Raw genomic sequence first — 20,278 nt, forward strand, 5'->3', positions numbered from 1 at the left:
TCAGGCTCGTGTGCCGGCTCGCCGGCGCACGAGCCCGGTGTGTCAGTGAACGAAACGGCCGCCGGTACCGATGATGGTCAGGTCGGTGTACTTCGAGCCCGAGTGGTCGCGCGGCGAGTAATTGATCTCGAAGCCGCCGAAGTTCACGTCCTTCATGGACTCCAGGGCGGAGATGAAGGTGTCACGGGTGAGGTTCTTTCCCGCCCGGCGCACACCTTCCACAAAGACCTTGCCGATCAGGAAACCCTCCATGCTGGAGAAGTCCAGCTCGGTCTGCCCAGCCTCCTTCATGCGCTGCTGGTACTCGCGCACGACCGGTGCAGAGGGAATATAGGGAAAAGGCACCACCTGCGAGATCACCACGCCCATGCCGGCCGACCCCAATTCGTCCGCCAAGGCCTTGGAGCCGACGAAGCTGACGTTGAAGAACTGGCCACCATAGCCTTTGGCGCGAGCCTGCTTGATGAACTCGGCACACGCCTTGTAAGCACCGATCTGCACCACGGCTTCAGGCTGCTCAGGCAAGATGGCCGTCAGCGCCGCCGACACATCCACCGTATTGCGCTCCACCGTGGCCGTGGCGGCCGGCTTGAGTTGACGCTTGGTCAGCGCCCGCATCATGCCCTCCAGGCCCGCCTTGCCGTAGGCATCGTTCTGGTAAAAAACGGCGATCTTCTTCACGCCCAGCGTGGTCAGATGCTGGACGATGCGCTCGGTCTCGTCGAAGTAGCTGGCCCGGACATGGAAGACATAGCGGTTGAAAGGCTCGCGCAGGCCCTGGGCGCCCGTGAACATGCCAACCATGGGCACCTTGGCGGCCGTGAACACCGGCATCGCAGCCAGGCCCGTCGGCGTGCCGACCGAGCCGACGAGCGCAAAGACCTGGTCCTGCTCGATCAGGCCCTTGACCGCCGCCACGGCCTTGTCGGGCTCGTAGCCATCGTCTCGTGTGAGCAGGCGCAGGGTTCTGCCGTTGACGCCGCCTTGCTCGTTGACCGATTTGAAATAGGCCTGGATGCCGACATTCAGGCGCTGCCCCAATTGGGCGGCCGGGCCGCTCATGGCGGCGAACTGGCCGACCAGGATTTCCTTCTCGCCCACCCCGGTCTCGGCCCGACTGCCCGAACCCACCAGCAGCGCCAGGGTCACCATCAGAGTCTGCGCAAGCCTCATTGATCCATCCCTCCTGATCCATGAGCCATCCACAGGTACCCATGTTGGCTGGATCATAGGTAGAAGCCGCGTGCCGTCAACCCCCCGTGGTATCCAAACCTTGGCAAGCACGGCGATGAAGCGCCCAACAAAACGGCCCATGCCTTGCGGCATGGGCCGATCTCTCCAGGCCACCTGCGAGCAGGCGACAGGGGTGGTGCTTACTTGGACACCACGCGCGCCATCTCCAGGCACTTGTTGGAGTAGCCCCACTCGTTGTCGTACCAGGCCACGACCTTGATGAAGGTCTTGTCCAGGGCGATGCCGGCATCGGCATCAAAGACCGAAGTGCAGGTCTCGCCGCGGAAGTCGGTGGCCACCACCTTGTCCTCCGTGTACCCCAGCACGCCCTTGAGGGCGCCCTGGCTCTGGGCCTTCATCTCGGCGCAGATCTCCTTGTAGTCGGCTTCCCTGTTCAGCTCGACGGTCAGGTCGACCACGGAGACGTCGCTGGTGGGCACCCGGAAGCTCATGCCGGTGAGCTTCTTGTTGAGCTCGGGGATGACCACGCCCACGGCCTTGGCCGCACCGGTGGAGCTGGGGATGATGTTTTCCAGGATGCCGCGCCCGCCGCGCCAGTCTTTGTTGCTGGGGCCGTCCACGGTCTTCTGCGTGGCGGTGGCGGCGTGCACGGTGGTCATGAGGCCGCGCTTGATGCCCCATTTGTCGTTGAGGACCTTGGCCACGGGGGCCAGGCAGTTGGTGGTGCAGCTGGCGTTGCTGATGATGGCCTGGCCGGCGTAGGTCTTGTCGTTGACGCCAAAGACGAACATGGGGGTGTCGTCCTTGGAGGGCGCGGAGATGATGACCTTCCTGGCACCGGCAGCCAGGTGCTTCTCGCCACCGGCCTTGTCCAGGAAGAGGCCGGTGGATTCGATGACGATGTCAGCACCTACTTCAGCCCACTTGAGGTTGGCGGGGTCGCGCTCCTGCGTGAGGCGGATCTTCTTGCCGTTGACGATCAGGACACCGCCTTCAACGCTGACGTCGCCCTTGAAGCGGCCGTGCACGCTGTCGTACTTGAGCATGTAGGCCAGGTAGTCCGGCTCCAGCAGGTCGTTGATGGCAACGATCTCGATGTCCTTGAAGTTCGCCACGGCCGACCGCAGCACGTTGCGTCCGATGCGGCCGAAGCCGTTGATGCCTACCTTGATCGTCATGATTCGCTCTTTCTGAAAGTTAACAAAACAATTTATTTCGCCAAGACGGCTTGTACCGTGTCGGCAACATTCTCGGGTGTGAAGCCGAAGTGCTTGAACAGCACCGGGGCCGGAGCTGACTCGCCATAGGTGTCGAGGCCCACCACGGCCGCGCAGCCGTACTTCCACCAACCCTCGGTCACACCCATTTCCACCGCCACGCGCGGCAGCCCGGCGGGCAGCACAGCCTGCTTGTAAGCCGGCTTCTGCTGGTCGAAGGTCGTCGTGCTGGGCATAGAGACCACGCGCACCGCGATCTTCTTCGCGGCCAGCAGCTCCTGCGCCTTGAGCGCCAGCTGCACTTCGGAGCCGGTGGCGATGATCACGGCGCGGGCCTTCTGCTTCAGGCCCAGGTCGGCCGGTTCGGACAGCACATAGGCGCCGCGGCTGATGTCGCCCAGATCCTTTTTGGGTGCGTAGGGCAGGTTCTGGCGGCTCAGCAGCAGCGCCGTGGGTTTGCTCCTGTTTTGCAGGGCCACGGCCCAGGCCACGGTGGTCTCAGCCGTGTCGGCGGGGCGCCAGACGTCCAGGTTGGGAATCAGGCGCAGGCTGGCCGCGTGCTCGACGGACTGATGGGTGGGGCCGTCTTCGCCCAGACCGATGGAGTCGTGCGTGAACACATGCACCACACGCTGTTTCATCAGCGCGGCCATGCGGATGGCGTTGCGCGAGTAATCGCTGAAAGTCAGGAAGGTGCCGCCGTAAGGGATGTAGCCCCCGTGCAGGCCGATGCCGTTCATGATGGCGGCCATGCCGAACTCGCGCACGCCGTAGTTGATGTGGCGCCCGCCGTTGCCGTTGCCGTCCGCGTCGAAGCGCAGATTCGGCGTGGAGCTGGTGTTGGTGAGGTTGGAGCCGGTCAGGTCGGCCGAGCCGCCCAGCAGTTCGGGTAGCGCGGCCGTGAAGGCTTCCAGCGCGATCTGGCTGGCCTTGCGGCTGGCCACGGTCTCGGCCTTGGTGTGCGCCGCCACGGCAGCATCCACGGCCACCTGGGCAAAGTTCTTGGGCAGCTCGCCCTTCATGCGGCGCTCGAACTCGGCGGCCAGGGCCGGGTGCGTGGCCTTGTAGGCCCCGAACCTGCGTTCCCATGCATCCTGGGCCGCCAGGCCGCGCGCGGTGGCGTTCCAGTCATCGGCCACGTCCTGCGGAATGACGAAGGGTTCGTGGGCCCAGCCCAGGGCTTCGCGCGTGAGCTCGATCTCCTCGGCACCCAGCGGCTCGCCATGGGCCTTGGCGGTGTTGGCGCGGTTGGGAGAACCATGGCCGATGGCCGTCTTGCAGATGATCAGCGTAGGCTGGTTGTCGGACTGCTTGGCACGTGCGATGGCTTCGGAGACGGCAGCGACGTCATGCCCGTTGATCGGGCCGATCACGTTCCAGCCATAGGCCACGAAGCGCAGGGCGGTATTGTCGCCGTACCAGGGAGTGACCTGGCCATCGATGGAAATACCGTTGTCGTCATACAGGGCGATCAGCTTGTTCAGCTTCCAGGCACCGGCCAGGGCCGCGGCCTCGTGGCTGATGCCTTCCATCATGCAGCCGTCGCCCAGGAAGACGTAGGTGTGATGGTCAACGATGCTATGCCCGTCCCGGTTGAATTCCCTGGCCAGCAGCTTCTCCGCCAGCGCCATGCCCACGGCGTTGGTCACGCCCTGGCCCAGGGGGCCGGTCGTGGTTTCCACGCCGGGGGTGTGACCGGTTTCAGGGTGGCCCGCGGTCTTGCTGCCGAGCTGGCGGAAGTTCTTCAGCTCCTTTAGCGGCAGGTCGTAGCCCGTCAGATGCAGCAAGGCGTACAACAGCATGGAGGCATGGCCGTTGGACAGCACGAAACGGTCACGGTCGGCCCACTGCGGGTTGGTCGGGTTGTGCTTGAGGTGCTCACCCCACAGTGCCACGGCCATGTCGGCCATGCCCATGGGCGCACCCGGGTGTCCGGAATTGGCTTGTTGCACTGCGTCCATTGCCAGCGCGCGTATCGCGTTGGCCATCTGTCGGGTATTTGCCATGGGGAAGCCGCTCCGGAAGGGGTCAGGGGAAACCCGGTATTTTACCGGTGACCGCTTCGGGCCCCTTGGCAACAGGCCTTGCGCCTTCCCATGGTCTACAGTGGCGATGTGCAAGTTCCGATTTCCATCAAGACCATGGTGCTGGCGGCGGGGCGGGGTGAACGCATGCGCCCGCTGACCGACGCCACACCCAAGCCACTGCTGTCAGTGCAGGGCAAGCCACTGCTGCAGTGGCATGTCGATGCCCTGGCTGATGCCGGTTTCACTGATATCGTGATCAACACCGCGTGGTTGGGCGAACAGATCCCAGCCCATTTCGGACCGCGGCCGCACAGCAGCAAGAACCGGCCTCTGGCAATCGAGTACTCCTGGGAGGGGCTCGATTTCGGTGGTGCGCTGGAAACCGCCGGCGGCATCGTGCGCGCGCTGCCCCTGCTGGGCGACATCTTCTGGGTTTTGGCTGGCGATGTGTACGCCCCCGGCTTCCCGTTCTCCTTGCAAGCCGTACAGCGCTTCGCGCGCAGCGACAAACTGGCTCACCTCTGGCTGGTGCCCAACCCCTCGCACCATCCGCAAGGTGATTTCGGCCTGGCCAGCGATCCGCTGGCCTCCGGCAGGCAGTTGGCCCTGAACCAGGCGACGGTGAAGTACACCTACAGCACTATTGGCCTGTACCGGCGGGAATTCTTCGCCCGGCCCTGGTGCGACATTGCACCCGGCAACCCGCAGGGCGTGAAAGCCCCCCTGGCCCCCATGCTGCGCGAAGCGATGGACAATCAACGCATCAGCGCCGAGCTCTACACCGGGCCGTGGACCGATGTCGGCACACCCGAGCGTCTGGCGCAACTCAACGAAACCGCCCCGTCATGAGCACCCTCCTTTACGCACAGCGCCGCGCCCGTCTGGCCGCCCAGCTCGGCCCCGATGCCGTCGCTGTCATTCCCACGGCACCCGAACACCTGCGCAACCGAGACAGTGAGTTCCTGTTTCGTTTCGACAGCTATTTCCACTACCTGAGCGGCTTTGGCGAACCGAATGCCTGGCTCGTCATCACCAGCGAAGGCCACACCACGCTGTTCTGCAACCCCAAGGACCTGGAGCGCGAGATCTGGGATGGCCTGCGCCTGGGCCCCGAAGCGGCACCGACCGCATTGGGTGTGGACACAGCCTATCCGGTGACCGAGCTGGAACAGCGCCTGCCCAGGCTGCTGGAGAACAAGGCCACCGTCTGGTACCCCTTCGCCACGCACCTCGGCCTGGAAGGTCGCATCGATGGCTGGCTCAAAGCCGTGCGCTCGCGCGTGCGCTATGGCGCCTTATGCCCCGAGGCACAACGCGATCTGTGCGCCCCGCTCGACGAGATGCGGCTGGTAAAGGATGCTCACGAGCAGGCCTTGATGCGGCGTGCCGCCCAGATCAGCGCCGGCGCCCATGTGCGCGCCATGCAGTTGTCGGCGCGCATGTTGCGCGCGGGCCAGGACGTAAGGGAATACCACCTGGATGCCGAACTGCTGCACGAATTTCGCCGCCACGGCTCGCAATATCCCGCCTACGGCTCCATCGTGGCCGCTGGCGCCAACGCCTGCGTGCTGCACTACCGCGCCGACAACGCGCCCATCCGCGACGGTGAACTGGTGCTCATCGATGCCGGCTGCGAGCTCGACGGCTATGCCAGCGACATCACGCGCACCTTCCCGGCCAATGGCAAGTTCACGGGGCCACAGCGCGCGCTCTACGAGCTGGTTCTCGCCGCACAGGACGCCGCCGTCGAGGCCACGCATGCTGGAGCGCGTTTTGTGGAGCCGCACGAGGCTACGGTGCGTGTACTGTCCCAAGGCCTGCTGGACCTGGGCCTGCTGGACCGCCACAAGGTCGGCACGGTAGACGATGTGATTGCCAGCCGCGCCTACTTCCGCTACTACATGCACCGCACCGGCCATTGGCTGGGCATGGATGTGCATGACTGCGGCAGTTATGTGGAGGCCAGCGAACTGGGCCAGACCAGCGAACGCAAAGACCCGCTCTCAGGCGAAATCATCAAGGACCGGCCCAGCCGCATCCTGCGGCCTGGCATGTGCCTGACCATCGAGCCTGGGCTCTACGTTCGCCCGGCCGAGGACGTGCCGCGCGAGTACTGGAACATCGGCATCCGCATCGAAGACGATGCCTTTGTGACAGCCGATGGCTGTGAACTCATCTCACGCGACGTACCTGTCCACGCCGACGAAATCGAAGCGCTGATGCGGATCTGAAGCGGCCACGCAACGCGCCCTGCGGATAACCACCGTGCGCCAGCTCGTTGCACGGGGTCATTGGCAGAAGTGCCTTTTGCACGCATTTGCATAGGTTCGTTCCCCACTGGGTCCTTCAGCGCACCATATGTTTGTTGGAGATTACTTTTGTATATAGTTATGTGAAATAGATTGCTATCCGTCGGGTCAGAACGTTGGGAATTGAATATGCGCTATTTCTCCTTGCTGGGGGGCCTGAGCGCGGCCTTCCTGCTGACTTTTCTTCAGCCCTGCCACGCACAGTCCCAGTTGGTGCTGGCGGTCAGTGAAGGCACCTCCGGTGGACTGGACCATGGCCGCGTCATTGCCAAGTACCAGGACGTGGCGAATGTGATCGGCGGCGTTCTGCGAACCAAAGTGAGTGTTGTGTTCGCACGCGAATTCGCGACGCTGGAAAACGGCATGAAGGACGGTAACTTCGACTTCGTCATGGCCCGCCCTAGCGACTACCCAGCCCGCGGCATGCGGGACAACGGTTACCACTATCTGGCCAGCGCACAGCCCGACGGGCAATGCCTCATCGTCGTGCCCAAGAGCTCACCGCTCAAGACCCTGGCGGATGCCCGCGGCAAGCGCTTCGTCATGCCGGAACAGGTGTCGTATATGTCGCGCTTCTGTCGTGCCGCCTTGCGTGATCAAGGCATCGTTCTGAGCAAGGAGAACGTACAGTACGTCCGCGAGCAGGCCGCCGTCACCTTCTATCTGGATAACCAGTTTGCAGACGTTGGCGCCATCGCCTCCTACTCGGGTCCGGCGAAACAGCTGGACAAGGACGGCTTTCGCGTCTTGCACCGCAGCGTGGCCCAACCCTATTTCCCGCTGGTGGCGCATGCCAAGTTCAAGACCGAGCAGATCAAGGCGATCCAGATGGCGCTCGCCTCTTTGCCGGACAAGCCTGGAGGCACCGAGATCCTGCAGCGCATCGGTATCGCGGCCTTCGATACGGGTGCGGAAGAGCGAATGAAGGGCCTGCTCGACTGGCTCGAGAAGTAGGCAGGCCTATGTCGATCTTTGGCAAAAGCAATTGGGCTGGCGGATAGATAAAAACTACCATCACATCTGATCCATTTGTTTTCGGAGATGCTGTCATGGCCAATTTCGCCCGCACCAATCTACGCACGCTCGAGAAGACTGCGAGTTATTACCTGGTGCACATCACGGTGGCTGCCGCCGTGACCTATGCGGTGACTGGCGATCTGTTCATCGCATTCACGCTGAGCCTGCTGGAGCCCACGGTCCAGGCCGTGGCCTTCTTCCTGCACGAGAAAGCCTGGGAGCGCAGGACTCGCCCGAGCGCCATGGGCCCCACGATCACCGCGAAATCCACCCTTTACCAATAAGGACCGGGGCCCGCCGTTCTCGGGTGTAAGTAGAAACCGAGGCCCTTTGCTCTACAGCCGTGAGCGAAACCGTGGCCTCCGAGGTCTACAATCCGTTTCCCCACAGAAGCAGACCGTTGGGACGGGCAACGCGAATGACCGCGCTGCTCGGCCCCATCACAAATCAGGCCTGCAGCAGGAGTTGATTGATGTCCAGCACACCGTCGTCCAACGACAAACGCGAACAACTGCGTCGCGCCGCCCTCGAATACCACGAGTTCCCCACCCCCGGCAAGATTTCCATCGCCGCCACCAAGCAGCTCGTAAACCAGCACGACCTGGCCTTGGCCTACACCCCCGGGGTCGCTGCGCCGTGCGAGGAAATCGTCAAGGATCCGGCCGCGGCCTACAAGTACACGAGTCGCGGGAATCTGGTGGGCGTGATCACCAATGGCACAGCCGTGCTGGGCCTGGGCGACATCGGCCCGCTGGCCTCCAAGCCGGTGATGGAAGGCAAAGGCGTCCTCTTCAAGAAGTTCGCCGGTATCGACGTCTTCGACATCGAGATCGACGAAAAGACCGACCTCGACAAGCTGGTCGACATCATCGCCGCGCTGGAACCCACCTTTGGCGGCATCAACCTGGAAGACATCAAGGCGCCGGACTGTTTCTACGTCGAGCGCAAACTGCGCGAGCGGATGAAGATCCCGGTCTTCCACGACGACCAGCACGGCACCGCCATCACGGTGGCAGCGGGCCTGCTCAACGGCATGAAAGTCGCCGGCAAGGACATCAAAGAGGTCAAGCTCGTCACCTCGGGCGCCGGTGCTGCCGCGCTGGCCTGCCTGGGCCTGCTGCTCAAGATGGGCATGCCGCGCAAGAACATCTGGGTCACCGACCTGGCCGGTGTGGTCTACGAAGGCCGTACCGAACTGATGGACGACGACAAGCGCCAGTTCGCGCAGAAGACCGACGCCCGCAAGCTGGCTGACGTCATCGCTGGCGCCGACATCTTCCTGGGCCTGTCCGCCGGCGGCGTGCTCAAGGCCGACATGGTCAAGAAGATGGCGGCCAAGCCCATCATCTTTGCACTGGCCAATCCGAATCCGGAAATCGATCCCGCAGAAGCCAAGGCTGCGCGCGACGACGTCATCATGGCCACGGGTCGCACGGACTACCCGAACCAGATCAACAACGTCCTGTGTTTCCCCTACATCTTCCGCGGGGCACTGGATGCTCGTGCCTCCACCATCACGGACGAGATGGAAATTGCCGCCGTGCGCGCCATGGCTGAGCTGGCCCAGGCCGAGCAGAGCGAGGTGGTGGCCGCGGCCTACGCTGGCGAGCAGCTGTCCTTCGGCCCGGACTATCTGATCCCCAAGCCCTTCGACCCGCGCCTGATGATCATGATCGCGCCGGCCGTGGCCCAGGCGGCCATGGACAGCGGCGTGGCGCGCAACCCCATCACCGACATGGAGGCCTATCGCGAGCGCCTGCAGGCTTTCGTCTACGCCTCGGGCACCACCATGAAGCCCATCTTCATGGCTGCCAAGAAGGCCGCCAAGAAGCGCGTGGCCTACGCCGAGGGTGAAGAAGAACGCATCTTGCGTGCCGCCCAGATCGTGGTCGACGAGGGCATCGCCCGCCCGACCCTGATCGGCCGCCCGGCCATCATCGCCCAGCGTGTCGAGAAATTCGGTCTGCGCCTGAAAGAGGGCCAGGACTATGACGTGGTCAACGTCGAACACGACGAGCGTTATCGCGATTTCTGGCAGACCTACCACCGCATGACCGAACGCAAGGGCGTGACGGCGCCGATCGCCAAGATCGAGATGCGCCGGCGCCTGACCCTGATCGGCGCCATGATGCTGCACAAGGGTTACGTGGACGGCCTGATCTGCGGCACCTGGGGCACCAACGCCATGCACCTGCAGTACATCGACCAGGTCATCGGCAAGCGCCCGGGTGTGAACACCTATGCCTGCATGAACGGTCTGCTGTTGCCGGACCGCCAGCTCTTCGTCGTCGACACCCATGTGAACTACGACCCGACCGCCGAGCAGCTGGCCGAGATCACCATCATGGCCGCCGAAGAAATGAAGCGTTTCGGCCTGCAACCCAAGGCCGCCCTGCTGAGCCATTCCAACTTCGGCAGCAGCAGCCAGCCTAGCGCCCTCAAGATGCGCCAGACCCTGGAACTGCTGCGCCAGCAGGCACCCTGGCTGGAAGTCGACGGCGAGATGCATGGCGATGTGGCGCTGGACGCCGCCGCCCGCGCCGTGCTGATGCCCAGCAGCACCTTGAGCGGCTCGGCCAACCTGCTGGTCATGCCCAACCTCGACGCCGCCAACATCGCTTACAACCTGCTGAAGACGGCCGCTGGCGGCAACATCGCCATTGGCCCGGTACTGCTGGGCGAAGCCAAGCCGGTCAACATCCTGACCGCCAGCACGACGGTGCGCCGGATCGTCAATATGACCGCCCTTACCGTGGCGGATGCCAATATCCGCTAGTCCGTGGACAATATGGGATAGTAGACGCTCACATCCTATCCCATCAAAAAGCAAGGGCTTGCCTAAGAATTAGGCAAGCCCTTGCTTTTTTGGACCAGATCGGCGACACTCTCGGGCTTGAATCTTCCGGGTTTACCCGGAGAGCAATAACAAACTCGACTCATGGCAGCTAGCTCCGGCATCAAGTTGGTACTTACTGGCTTTTTGCTAGCGCTAGCCTGTGTGTCCACTGGCGTTAGGGCCCGAGGCCCGGCACCTGCGGACGCGCCCATGACGATGTCGGTGGCGGAACTGCCAAGCCAGGGGACGCAAACCTATCGCCAGATTTTCCAGGGCGGCCCGTTTGCGTACGAGAAGGATGGCACGGTATTTGGTAACCGCGAGCGTTTGCTCCCGGCCCAGAAGCGCGGCTACTACCGTGAATACACCGTGCCCACACCTGGTGCACGCAATCGGGGCACACGCCGGATTGTGTGTGGCGGCCCGACGACGGCGCCGGAAGTCTGTTACTACACGGCCGATCACTATGCGAGTTTTCGCAAGATCGTGCCCTGAATCGAATCGTGTTTTAGCCAAGAAAGTGACGCGGGGATGGATACACCACTTCGTACTGTAAGAACCAATATCGTTCAGTCGATCCGTGCCTTCCGGGTATCGGATCTGCAGGAGGCTGCCCAGGGCCTGGGGCATCACTTCCTGTATGCCAACCTGGCCCAGGCCCAATCCAAGCAGGATGTTCTGGACCTGATCGCGCAGCAGTTCATGCTGCCGGCCAATGTGGGCAAGAACTTCGATGCCTTGTATGACTGCCTGACGGACCCGCTGCACAAGTCGGGGCCTCAGCCGGGCTTCATTGCCGTGCTCGAGCACATCCCGGCCAATGCCAAGTTCGACAAGGAAGCGCGCGAGCAGCTGCTCGACATCTTCCGGGACGCCGCGGACTACTGGAATGACCGCAAGGTTCCATTCCGGTGCTTCTATTCTTTTCTGTAGCCCGTTCTGCACAAACCAGCCAAGCAGAACGGGCGAACGAGGCTAAGGTGGAAGGCGTCGCAAGCGAAGCCGCCCCGGCGGGGATCGAGTTGAACGAAGAAGGCGGCGAGAAGATGCCGACCGACAAGCTGCTCGACGTGTCGCCGCTGGCGCTGCGCATGAGCAGCCCCTTCAACGCAGGTTATTGGCTCGCTGCCGCCTGATCCGGCTCACCCCAGTAAAAAAGGCCCGTCTGCGACGGGCCTTTTTCTTTGCGCGACCAGCTCAACTGCGCTGCGCCAACGCCACATACTCCGCGACAGGCACCTCCTCGGCACGGCGTTGCAGATCGAAGTCGCCGGACAGCCCTTTTTCCTCCAGCCAGCGCCCCAGGGTGTGGCGCAGCAGCTTGCGCCGCTGGCTGAAGGCGACCTGCACGATCTCGCCGAGCCGCTTCACATCCAGTGACGCGGGCAGGGCGTGCGGCACCATGCGGACCACGGCGCTGTCCACGCGCGGCGGCGGGTCGAAGCTCTCGGGCGGCACGAACAGCACGTTTTCCATGGCGTAACGCCACTGCAGCATGACGCTGAGACGGCCATAGTCAGATGTCGATGGCGCTGCCACCATACGGTCGATAACTTCCTTTTGCAGCATGAAATGCTGGTCTTCGACCACGGCCACATGCTCGAGCAGATGAAAGAGGATGGGTGTGGAGATGTTGTAGGGCAAATTGCCCACCACGCGCAGCTTGGGCGCCTTCTGCGCCTGGGCCAGCAGCGTGAAATCCACCTTCAGAACGTCGGACTCGACAACGTCGAGTTGGGCGTGGGTACGCAAGCGCGCCGCCAGGTCACGGTCCAGTTCGATGACAATCAGCCGGCCCAGTCGCTCCACCAGCGGCTGGGTCAAGGCCGCCAGGCCCGGGCCGATCTCGACCATCACCTGCCCGGCGCGGGGATCGATGGCCCGCACGATGCCGTCGATGATGCCGTCGTCCGCCAGGAAGTGCTGGCCGAAACGTTTGCGCGGGATGTGCCTCATCGCCATGAGACATCGAGCGCCGCCGGGCCGCCCCAAGGCGCGAGGGCCCCCTCGGGGGGCAGCGCAGTACACAAAGTGACAAGCGTGGGGGTCAACATTTCATTGCGGCGCTTCGCGCAACTCCACGTAGGCACGCGCACGCACGTCTCGCGCCCAGTTCTCGTAAACCTCGCCGTATTTCTTCTCGCGCAACATATTGCGCACCATTTCACGCTGCTCGCGTGCACTCAAGGCGGCATTGCGGCGCTCCATCAGCTGGATCAGGTGCACGCCGAAGCGCGAGATCAGGGGCTGGCTGATCTGGCCCGGTGCCAGCTGGTCCATGACACGCTCGAACTCGGGAACGAACATGCCGGGGCTGGCCCAGCCCAGGTCGCCGCCCTGGGCGGCGCTGCCGTCCTGCGAATTCTGGCGCGCCAGCGTCGCGAAATCGGTTTCGCCAGCCACGATGCGTCGTCGGAAGTCGTTGAGTTTGTCGCGGGCCTGGGCCTCGCCGAGCTGGGTGCTGGGCACCAGCAGGATGTGGCGTGCGCGGCTTTGCGTCACGGTGGTCGGCGGCAGGCCAGGCACGCGACGCTCCAGTAGCTTGATGATGTGGAAACCTGCCCCCGAGCGCACCGGCCCGGTCACGTCGCCGGGCGCCAGCATGCGCGTGGCTTCCAGAAACAGCGGCGGGTAGCGGTCGCCCGTGCGCAAGCCCAGTTGGCCACCATTGCTGCGGTCGGCCGCATCGGAGAATTCCCGAGCCAGCGTCGCAAAATCCTCGCCAGCACGGGCGCGCTGCAAAGCTCGTTGCGCCTTGGCCTCCAGTTCGACCAGCTGCTGCTCGCCAGCACCCTCGGGGATGGCCACCAGCAGATGGGCCATGCTGATCTGCTGGCTGGCGGGATCGTTGGCGCGTTCCTGTTGTTCGGTCAGGTATTGCTCGACCTCGGTATCGCTGACGCGCACCCGCGGGTCGACTTCCCGCTCGCGCAGACGGGTCAGCAGGAGCTGGTCGCGCAGTTGTTCGCGCAGGCGCCGGGGATCCGTGCCCTCGCGTTCCAGCTGGCGCCGAAGCTGCTCGACGGTCATCTGGTTCTGGCTGGCCACGGACTGCTCGGCCTGGTCGATGGACGGCTCGTCAATCCTGATGCCCTGTTCGCGCGCCAGTTGCAGCTGGATCCGCTCGCTGATCAGCTGATCCAGCACCCGGCTCGCCAACTCTCTTGTCTCTGGCAGTGGCTGACGTTGTGCCGTCAGTTGCCGCCGAATCCGTTCGACCTCGGCGCTGACTTGCAGATTGGTGATGGGTTCGGCATTCACCACGGCGACGATGAAGTCGGCGGCGCGTGTGCCTGGCACCTGCACCGTTGCCGCCGGAGGCACGAGGACGGATGAAGTGGCCGGAGCACCCGGGGGGCGCAGGCCCTGGGACCAGGCAGGCAGGCAGGTCATGGCCACCAGGATCAGGACCGGAGATCGGAAGCGCGTCATGGGATCAATCGTAATTGCTGAATCGGCTGGGCGCGGTGACCTGCTCACGCAGGTACTGGTAGCGCGGGATATTGTTCTTGAGCGTCTGCAGGGGGTCGATGCCCAGCCGCGAGAAACCGACGAATTCGAGCTGGAACATGAGGCGCTGGTTGCTCGAAACCAGGCCCGTCTGCAGGCGCTCCAGCACAACACGCCCCAGCCAGCATCCCGCATCGTACTCAAATCCGATGATCGAATCGACCAGCTTGCTGTCCTGCAGACTGTAGTTCAGGCGTCCGACGCTGTACCAGCGGCCTGCGCCTTGGCCACGGCCTGCACCCAGGTCCTGCCCGCGGTCCCCCCACAGGTCGTTGATCGGCCATTGCCAGCCGATGTCCACCAGTTCGCTGAGGTCGCGCTGGAAGCGGTAGGCCAGGTTGAGCACGCGGTAATGCCCCGGGTTGTAGCGGGCCGAGACCGTGGAGCGGACCGATTTTTCAGTCGTCGGGTTGTACTGCACCGTGCTGTCCAGGTACCAGCGGGGGTCGACCAGCAAGCCGGCGCCCAGCAGGATATCGCTGATGCCCTTGGCCGCCGGGGTGCCGCCAGGCAGGGTCACCCGCTGGTCGGCCATACGGAAGCGCTGCGCAATGCCCACGCGCGCGATCTCGGCGCCGTTGTCTGCGTCGAGCAGCCGGCTGGACAGACCGGCCGTCAGCAGATCGTTGTCGGCAATGCGGTCGTTGCCGACAAAGGCGTTTTCCGCATAGATACTCGCGAAGTTGAAGTCGGTCGCGCCCGAGTCGTAGTTGGGCAGGTGGTTTTGTTCAACATAGGGCGTGTTGACATAGAACAGGCGCGGCTCCAGGGTCTGGCGAAAGCGCCGGTCCTGGTAGCTGGCATCACGCTCGAAGACCAGGCCACCGTCCAGGCTGTAGGTCGGCACAGTGCGTGTCGCCTGCCACTGGCCATTCGCCAGCGGAGCGTCGAAGTTATAGGTGGCCGAATGAAGCTGGGCCTTGGGCACGAAGAAACCGGCGGCTCCCAGGACGGGATAACTCAACTGGCCGCGCATCACGCTGCGCTGCGTGTTGGGCTGGCCGGTCAGCCGGCGGTCGGCCTGGAAGTCGGTGTAGTCGGCCTCCAGGCCGACATCGAACCCCCCGGCGTCGGGTTGCAGATAGCGTGCCACGATCTGCGGCAGGCGGTCATACGGCGGCGTGATCGGTGCCAGCGGGTCCTGCAGGGTCTGCCACCTGAGCGTACGCAGCGAGGCCGAGTAGAAACTTTTATTCCAGTTCAGCGAGGCGTCATTGGCCAACAGGCGCGAAGTCAGGGACGTTGTTGCGCGCGGAAAATCCCGCCAGTAATCGTCGTCACTGACCCGGTTGAGGTTCAGGTTAAGACCCAGGCCACCCACGCTGGTGCCGGTGTCGATCACTCCAGTATGTTGGTAGGAGCCGCCCCAGCGATCGCGCTCACGCAGCAAATCGCCGGGCATGTAGTCAGCCCGCAGCCGGCCCTGGTACGCCTGCTCCAGATAACGAAACTCGCCGCCGTAATTGATGCCCCGCTTGCTCATGACCGTCGGATAGAACGTCGCATCCCGGTTGGGCGCGATGTTCCAGTAATAAGGTATGGTCACTTCGGTGCCGCTGATGCTGTCCACGCCGAAGGTGGGCGCCAGTACGCCCGACTTGCGCTTGTCGGTCAGGGGGAAACTCACGGAAGACACGCCGACCAGGCGCACGTCCTGGAACGTCAGCGTGGCGTCTTCCGCCTGTGCGGTCTCTTCCTCGCTGTCGAAGCGCAGCGTGGCAGCGCGCAAGATCCAGTCGGGCATCCAGTCCGGCCCGGGCTGACGCTGGCAGGTCGTGAAGGTGGCATTTCGCACCACGGCGCGCTTGTCATCGAGAAAATCGATGCGTTCAGCCTCACCGTGGGCATCGTTGGCCAGCAGCTGATAGGTCGGCCGCTCGAAATAGCCCTCGAACGCGTCCACCTTGAGCTCCAGCGCCGGGCCCTCAAAGGTATTCCCGGCCTGGTTGATACGGACATGGCCCCGCGCCCGCGCCAGGTCGCGGGCCTGGTCATAGTCGAGGTGGTCCGCGCGGATCACCAGATCGCTCCGGCGCAGCACGACCTGGCCCTCCAGTGACATTTCGCTGTCGGTTTGCGTCGAAAGGCGCTGACTGGACAGGAAGGTAGGCGCAGCATTGCGCTGCGCCTGCCCGATGCGGTCCTCAAGTCGCGGACTCATGCGCAAGCGCAATGAGTCCTGAGCGGCAGGCAGCTGCTGGGCGTGCGCCCAGCTGCCCTGCCACAGCACACAGGCCAGCAGTGCCAGTGGTTTCAACACGGGACGCAAATGGATGGACAAAACGGAAGGGCCCGGATGAAGCAGGGTTTGTAGAATGGATTATCCATGAGCCTACCTATTCCCACCGCTGCCACAGGCAGCGCCACACCCGCCGTCTCCTGGTCCAGCCCCGAACGCGCCGCAGCGTTCGATCGCTGGCTGTCCGGACTGGTCGGCCCGCAGCGCCTCCAGGTCTCCAGCCTGCGCCCGGCCTCGGCCGACGCCAGTTTCCGGCGCTATCTGCGCATCGACAGTGCACAGGGCAGCCGCATCATCATGGATGCCCCGCCGGACAAGGAGAACTGCCGCCCCTTCGTGCAGGTTGCCAGTCTCATGGCGCAGGCCGGCCTGAACGTACCGCAGATCCTGGCCTGGGACGAGCCGCAGGGGTTCATGCTGCTGCCCGATCTGGGCCACCAGACCATGATGCAGGTGCTCGACAAGGACCATGCCGCCGCCAACCTGCCCCTGTACCTGCGCGCTGTCGATGCGCTGATCGACTGGCAAAAAGCCTCGCGGCCCGACGTGCTGCCTCCCTACGATGCGGCACTGCTGCGGCGCGAACTCGAGCTTTTCCCCGAGTGGTACCTGGGCCGCCATCGCGGCGTGGCGGTCGAGGGCAAGCTACGCGAGACGCTGGACCGGATGTTCAGCCTGATCATCGAGCGCAACCTGGCCTGGCCGAGTGTCTATGTACACCGCGACTTCATGCCGCGCAACCTGATGATCCCCGGCGATGCGGCCGAACCGCGACTCGGGGTGCTGGACTTCCAGGACGCCGTGCATGGTCCCGTCACCTACGACATCGCCAGCCTCATGCGCGACGCCTTCCTGAGCTGGGAAGAGGACTTCGTGCTCGACGTGACCATCCGTTACTGGCAAAAGGCGCGCGCTGCCGGTCTGCCCGTGGGCGACGATTTCGGCGAGTTCTACCGCGGGGTCGAATGGATGGGCCTGCAGCGCCATCTCAAGGTGGCCGGCATCTTTGCGCGCCTGACCCTGCGCGACGGCAAGCCGCAGTACCTGGCCGACGCACCGCGTTTCATCGCCTATATCCGCGCCACCTGCTCGCGCTACATCGAACTCAAGCCCCTGCTGCGCCTGGTGGATGAGGTCGAAGGCATCAGCGACGCCGGCGGTTACGCCTTCGGCCGCGTCTGAAGGCGGTTCTCATGCCCCGATTTCACTGTCCCACGCCGCTGCCTGTCGGCGCCACGCTGGAGCTGCCCGACAACGCCGCACGCCATGTGCAGGTCCTGCGCCTGCAACCGGGCCAGACCCTCACCCTGTTCAATGGCGAAGGCGGCGAAAGCGAGGCCCGCGTCACCCGCATGGGCCGCAGCGACGTGCTGGTGGAGATCGTCTCGCACGCCACGATCGAGCGGGAAGCCACGCGCGAAGTGCACCTGGCCCTGGGCATGCCCGCCAACGAACGCATGGACTGGCTGGTCGAGAAGGCCACCGAGCTGGGGGTGACCAGCCTGCAGCCGCTGCTGGCCGAACGCAGCGTGCTGCGCCTGGCTGGTGAGCGCGCCGACAAGAAACGCGCCCACTGGCAAGCCGTAGCGATTGCCGCCTGCGAGCAGAGCGGCCGCAACCGCGTGCCAGCCGTGCATGCCATCCAGGCGTTGCCGGCCTGGCTGCCGGCAGCGCCTGCTGGCCACCGCCTGCTGCTGTCCCTGCAGCCCGACAGCCGGCCGCTGGCAAGGCATATGGCCACGCTGGACAACGGGCCGGTCCTTTTCCTCTCCGGCCCTGAGGGTGGCCTCAGTGCGCCCGAAGAACAGGCCGCACGCAGCCAGGGTTTTGTGCCGGTCAGCCTGGGGGCCCGCACGCTGCGCGCCGAAACCGCCCCGCTGGCAGCCCTCGCCGCCCTTACACTGGGCACATGAATCGCCCTCTGCTGCTGCTGGCCATCTGCCAAGGCCTGTTCCTCACCAACAACGTCGTCTTCATCGCCATCAATGGCCTGGTCGGGCTGAGCCTGGCCCCGCTGGGCTGGATGGCCACGCTGCCGGTCATGGGTTATGTGGTCGGTGGCGCCCTGAGCACGGGTCTGGTGGCGCGCTCCCAGGCGCGCTACGGCCGCCAGGTCTCCTTCCAGATCGGCCTGGGGGTGGCGTTGCTGTCGGCCTTGCTGTGCGCCTATGCCGCCTGGACCCACAACTTCTGGCTGCTGGTCGCGGCCACCGTGGTGGCCGGTTATTACAGCGCCAACGGCCAGCTCTACCGCTTTGCCGCCGCCGAGCTGGCGGCCCCTGACTACCGTGAAAAAGCGGTATCGCTTGTGCTGGCCGGCGGCCTGATCGGTGCCATCGTCGGCCCGAACCTGGCCAAGCACACCAAGGGCCTGCTGGCCACGCCTTTTGCCGGGGCCTATCTGGCGCTGGCGTTCGTCGCCGTACTCGGCATGGGCCTCATGACCTTGGTGCGGTTTCCGGCCATGCCGCGCGCGGCGCCTGGCGCGTCCAGCGGCCGGCCGATCTGGGAGATCGTACGCCAGCCTCTGTTTTTGGTGGCCATCGTCGGTGCGGCGCTGGGCTATGGCGTGATGAACCTGCTCATGGCGGCCACCCCGCTGGCCATGCAGGTCTGCGGTTATCCCTTCGACGACATGGCCCTGGTGCTGGAATGGCACGTGATCGGCATGTTCGCCCCGGGGTTTTTCACCGGCCATCTGATCAAGCGCTTCGGCACATTGGCCATCATGGGCGTGGGCGTGCTGCTCAACTTCCTTTGCATCGGGATCGCGCTCACAGGCGTGGACCTGCACCAGTTCCTGATCGCGCTGTTCCTGCTCGGTGTGGGCTGGAACTTCCTGTTCACGGGCAGCACCACGCTGGCGCTGCAGGCTTACCGCCCCCAGGAAAAGGACCGCGCCCAGGCCGCCATCAACTTCTGCGTGTTCGCCGTCATGGCCCTGACCTCGTTTGCCTCCGGCGCACTGGTCACCACGCAGGGCTGGCAGTGGCTCAACATCGGTTCGCTGGTGCCGGTCGCGTTGACCGGCCTGGCACTGCTGTGGCTGGCGCTGCGCCGCCAGGCGGCCCCACCGGCCTGAGCGACTTCAGAACCAGCGGTCCAGCCACTGCTGCAAGCGGGCATAGACCGGCTCGCGCTCCAGCTCATTGAAGATCTCGTGGTACAGGCCCTCAAAGCAGTGGGCCGTCACCACGCGGGCCGGCGCGGCCTGGGCAAAGGCCGCGCTGCCGCGCGGGCTGACCAGCTTGTCCGTTCCCGCATAAAGCAGCAGCGTGGGCACCTGCCATTGCGGTGCTGCTCTCAGCGTCGCCGCGCCGCCATCGGCGATGAAACGCGCCAGACGCCCGGAAATGCGGTCGTGGATCAGCTTGTCATGCTGATAGGCCTGCACCACCTCCGGATCATGCGAGATCCATTTCGGATCAAGGCCATTGCGGACGCGCAGATTCGGCGCAATGGCCGGCAGCACGGCCAGCAGGAGCCGCTGGAAAGCGTTGAGCCCGGGGTCAAAAGCCGGCGAGGACAGCACCAGGCCATCGACTTGTGCCAGGCCCAGGGCCACCAGGCGGGCCGCGACCAAGCCGCCCATGCTATGCCCCAGCAGTATCAGCGGCGTGCCCGCATCCATGCGCTTGCGCGTACTGCTCAGCACGTCCGCCAGGTCTTCCACCAGGCGCTTGTCCGAGGGCAGGCCCCCGCGCACGCCCCCGGACTCGCCATGGCCGTACTGGTCATAACCACGCACGGCGAAACCCCAGCTGTTGAGCCGCTGTGCCAGTTCGTCGTAACGCCCGGCATGCTCGCCCAGGCCATGCACGAGCAGCACCACGCCGCGTAGCGGTGCGGAGGGGTCGAGGGGCCAGTCCTGGATGGCGAGGTTGTCGCCATCCACTGCGACAAAGGTGGTCAGGGTGGATTCCGGCATG

General features: G+C 64.5%; 18 protein-coding genes. 11 read left to right on the forward strand and 7 right to left on the reverse strand.

The window, feature by feature from the left end; genetic code table 11:
• Positions 1-42: 42 nt before the first annotated feature.
• From AC1RRP_RS11310 to tkt, 3 genes are all read right to left on the reverse strand, one after another.
• Positions 43-1,152 carry an ABC transporter substrate-binding protein gene (locus AC1RRP_RS11310; RefSeq protein WP_493036189.1) on the reverse strand — a complete coding sequence of 370 codons (1,110 nt, stop codon included), beginning with the start codon at positions 1,150-1,152 and terminating at the stop codon, positions 43-45.
• Positions 1,153-1,373: 221 nt separating this feature from the next.
• Positions 1,374-2,372 carry a type I glyceraldehyde-3-phosphate dehydrogenase gene (gene gap / locus AC1RRP_RS11315; RefSeq protein WP_493036191.1) on the reverse strand — a complete coding sequence of 333 codons (999 nt, stop codon included), beginning with the start codon at positions 2,370-2,372 and terminating at the stop codon, positions 1,374-1,376.
• A gap of 32 nt (positions 2,373-2,404) precedes the next feature.
• The gene (gene tkt, locus AC1RRP_RS11320; RefSeq protein WP_493036193.1) at positions 2,405-4,417 is read right to left on the reverse strand and encodes a transketolase; all 2,013 of its coding nucleotides are present in this window, start codon (positions 4,415-4,417) and stop codon (positions 2,405-2,407) included.
• Between the two features lie 135 nt (positions 4,418-4,552).
• Between tkt and AC1RRP_RS11325 the strand changes: the two genes are divergently transcribed.
• The 8 genes from AC1RRP_RS11325 to AC1RRP_RS11360 all read left to right on the forward strand — a co-directional run bounded on the left by AC1RRP_RS11325 (position 4,553) and on the right by AC1RRP_RS11360 (position 11,736).
• A complete protein-coding gene (locus AC1RRP_RS11325; protein WP_493036623.1) occupies positions 4,553-5,287 on the forward strand; it encodes a nucleotidyltransferase family protein in 735 nt (244 codons plus the stop codon).
• Positions 5,284-6,669: an aminopeptidase P N-terminal domain-containing protein gene (locus AC1RRP_RS11330; RefSeq protein WP_493036195.1), complete on the forward strand. Its 1,386-nt coding sequence runs from the start codon at positions 5,284-5,286 to the stop codon at positions 6,667-6,669. Before AC1RRP_RS11325 ends, AC1RRP_RS11330 begins: the two co-directional genes overlap by 4 nt.
• Positions 6,670-6,876: 207 nt before the next feature.
• Positions 6,877-7,701, forward strand: coding sequence for a phosphate/phosphite/phosphonate ABC transporter substrate-binding protein (locus AC1RRP_RS11335; protein ID WP_493036197.1), 825 nt, complete (start codon positions 6,877-6,879; stop codon positions 7,699-7,701).
• A 95-nt stretch (positions 7,702-7,796) separates the two neighbouring features.
• Positions 7,797-8,048: a DUF2061 domain-containing protein gene (locus AC1RRP_RS11340; protein ID WP_493036199.1), complete on the forward strand. Its 252-nt coding sequence runs from the start codon at positions 7,797-7,799 to the stop codon at positions 8,046-8,048.
• A 188-nt stretch (positions 8,049-8,236) separates the two neighbouring features.
• The gene (locus AC1RRP_RS11345; RefSeq protein WP_493036201.1) at positions 8,237-10,540 is read left to right on the forward strand and encodes an NADP-dependent malic enzyme; all 2,304 of its coding nucleotides are present in this window, start codon (positions 8,237-8,239) and stop codon (positions 10,538-10,540) included.
• A gap of 162 nt (positions 10,541-10,702) precedes the next feature.
• Positions 10,703-11,095 (forward strand): guanyl-specific ribonuclease, encoded by a 393-nt coding sequence (locus AC1RRP_RS11350; protein WP_493036203.1) that lies wholly within the window; start codon positions 10,703-10,705, stop codon positions 11,093-11,095.
• Positions 11,096-11,131: 36 nt separating this feature from the next.
• The gene (locus tag AC1RRP_RS11355) at positions 11,132-11,533 is read left to right on the forward strand and encodes a barstar family protein (protein ID WP_493036205.1); all 402 of its coding nucleotides are present in this window, start codon (positions 11,132-11,134) and stop codon (positions 11,531-11,533) included.
• 47 nt (positions 11,534-11,580) lie between these two features.
• Entirely contained in the window at positions 11,581-11,736 is a 156-nt protein-coding gene (locus AC1RRP_RS11360) for a hypothetical protein (protein ID WP_493036207.1), read from the forward strand.
• Positions 11,737-11,797: 61 nt separating this feature from the next.
• Here AC1RRP_RS11360 and rsmA read toward each other — a convergent pair whose 3' ends face one another.
• The 3 genes from rsmA to AC1RRP_RS11375 all read right to left on the reverse strand — a co-directional run bounded on the left by rsmA (position 11,798) and on the right by AC1RRP_RS11375 (position 16,370).
• Complete coding sequence (gene rsmA, locus AC1RRP_RS11365; protein ID WP_493036625.1) at positions 11,798-12,556, reverse strand: 16S rRNA (adenine(1518)-N(6)/adenine(1519)-N(6))-dimethyltransferase RsmA; 759 nt, start codon at positions 12,554-12,556, stop codon at positions 11,798-11,800.
• Positions 12,557-12,655: 99 nt separating this feature from the next.
• Positions 12,656-14,032: a peptidylprolyl isomerase gene (locus AC1RRP_RS11370; RefSeq protein ID WP_493036209.1), complete on the reverse strand. Its 1,377-nt coding sequence runs from the start codon at positions 14,030-14,032 to the stop codon at positions 12,656-12,658.
• 4 nt (positions 14,033-14,036) lie between these two features.
• On the reverse strand, positions 14,037-16,370 hold the full coding sequence (locus AC1RRP_RS11375) for an LPS-assembly protein LptD (RefSeq protein ID WP_493036211.1): 2,334 nt from the start codon (positions 16,368-16,370) through the stop codon (positions 14,037-14,039).
• Between the two features lie 66 nt (positions 16,371-16,436).
• On the opposite strand from AC1RRP_RS11375, the gene AC1RRP_RS11380 reads away from it, so the two are divergent.
• From AC1RRP_RS11380 to AC1RRP_RS11390, 3 genes are read left to right on the forward strand one after another with little or no spacing between them, the layout of a single operon-like run.
• Complete coding sequence (locus tag AC1RRP_RS11380) at positions 16,437-17,531, forward strand: aminoglycoside phosphotransferase family protein (RefSeq protein ID WP_493036213.1); 1,095 nt, start codon at positions 16,437-16,439, stop codon at positions 17,529-17,531.
• A gap of 11 nt (positions 17,532-17,542) precedes the next feature.
• A complete protein-coding gene (locus AC1RRP_RS11385) occupies positions 17,543-18,262 on the forward strand; it encodes a 16S rRNA (uracil(1498)-N(3))-methyltransferase (protein WP_493036215.1) in 720 nt (239 codons plus the stop codon).
• Positions 18,259-19,431 (forward strand): MFS transporter, encoded by a 1,173-nt coding sequence (locus AC1RRP_RS11390; protein WP_493036217.1) that lies wholly within the window; start codon positions 18,259-18,261, stop codon positions 19,429-19,431. The genes AC1RRP_RS11385 and AC1RRP_RS11390 overlap by 4 nt, the downstream gene beginning before the upstream one ends.
• A gap of 6 nt (positions 19,432-19,437) precedes the next feature.
• Here the strand turns inward: AC1RRP_RS11390 and AC1RRP_RS11395 are convergent, their stop codons facing one another.
• Positions 19,438-20,277 (reverse strand): alpha/beta hydrolase, encoded by an 840-nt coding sequence (locus tag AC1RRP_RS11395; protein ID WP_493036219.1) that lies wholly within the window; start codon positions 20,275-20,277, stop codon positions 19,438-19,440.
• Between the last annotated feature and the right edge of the window lies 1 nt (position 20,278).

It is taken from the genome of Hylemonella sp. GW821-FHT12C09 (assembly GCF_058807395.1).

What these genes read in the sequence shown, in the direction of transcription:
- AC1RRP_RS11340 (WP_493036199.1), top strand. Translation starts at nt 7,797, where the DNA reads ATGGCCAATTTCGCCCGCACCAATCTACGCACGCTCGAGAAGACTGCG.
- AC1RRP_RS11355 (WP_493036205.1), top strand. Translation starts at nt 11,132, where the DNA reads ATGGATACACCACTTCGTACTGTAAGAACCAATATCGTTCAGTCGATC.
- AC1RRP_RS11390 (WP_493036217.1), top strand. Translation starts at nt 18,259, where the DNA reads ATGAATCGCCCTCTGCTGCTGCTGGCCATCTGCCAAGGCCTGTTCCTC.
- AC1RRP_RS11330 (WP_493036195.1), top strand. Translation starts at nt 5,284, where the DNA reads ATGAGCACCCTCCTTTACGCACAGCGCCGCGCCCGTCTGGCCGCCCAG.
- AC1RRP_RS11345 (WP_493036201.1), top strand. Translation starts at nt 8,237, where the DNA reads ATGTCCAGCACACCGTCGTCCAACGACAAACGCGAACAACTGCGTCGC.
- AC1RRP_RS11380 (WP_493036213.1), top strand. Translation starts at nt 16,437, where the DNA reads ATGAGCCTACCTATTCCCACCGCTGCCACAGGCAGCGCCACACCCGCC.
- AC1RRP_RS11335 (WP_493036197.1), top strand. Translation starts at nt 6,877, where the DNA reads ATGCGCTATTTCTCCTTGCTGGGGGGCCTGAGCGCGGCCTTCCTGCTG.
- rsmA (WP_493036625.1), bottom strand. Translation starts at nt 12,556, where the DNA reads ATGAGGCACATCCCGCGCAAACGTTTCGGCCAGCACTTCCTGGCGGAC.
- AC1RRP_RS11310 (WP_493036189.1), bottom strand. Translation starts at nt 1,152, where the DNA reads ATGGTGACCCTGGCGCTGCTGGTGGGTTCGGGCAGTCGGGCCGAGACC.
- AC1RRP_RS11385 (WP_493036215.1), top strand. Translation starts at nt 17,543, where the DNA reads ATGCCCCGATTTCACTGTCCCACGCCGCTGCCTGTCGGCGCCACGCTG.
- AC1RRP_RS11395 (WP_493036219.1), bottom strand. Translation starts at nt 20,277, where the DNA reads ATGCCGGAATCCACCCTGACCACCTTTGTCGCAGTGGATGGCGACAAC.
- gap (WP_493036191.1), bottom strand. Translation starts at nt 2,372, where the DNA reads ATGACGATCAAGGTAGGCATCAACGGCTTCGGCCGCATCGGACGCAAC.
- tkt (WP_493036193.1), bottom strand. Translation starts at nt 4,417, where the DNA reads ATGGCAAATACCCGACAGATGGCCAACGCGATACGCGCGCTGGCAATG.
- AC1RRP_RS11370 (WP_493036209.1), bottom strand. Translation starts at nt 14,032, where the DNA reads ATGACGCGCTTCCGATCTCCGGTCCTGATCCTGGTGGCCATGACCTGC.
- AC1RRP_RS11325 (WP_493036623.1), top strand. Translation starts at nt 4,553, where the DNA reads ATGGTGCTGGCGGCGGGGCGGGGTGAACGCATGCGCCCGCTGACCGAC.
- AC1RRP_RS11350 (WP_493036203.1), top strand. Translation starts at nt 10,703, where the DNA reads ATGGCAGCTAGCTCCGGCATCAAGTTGGTACTTACTGGCTTTTTGCTA.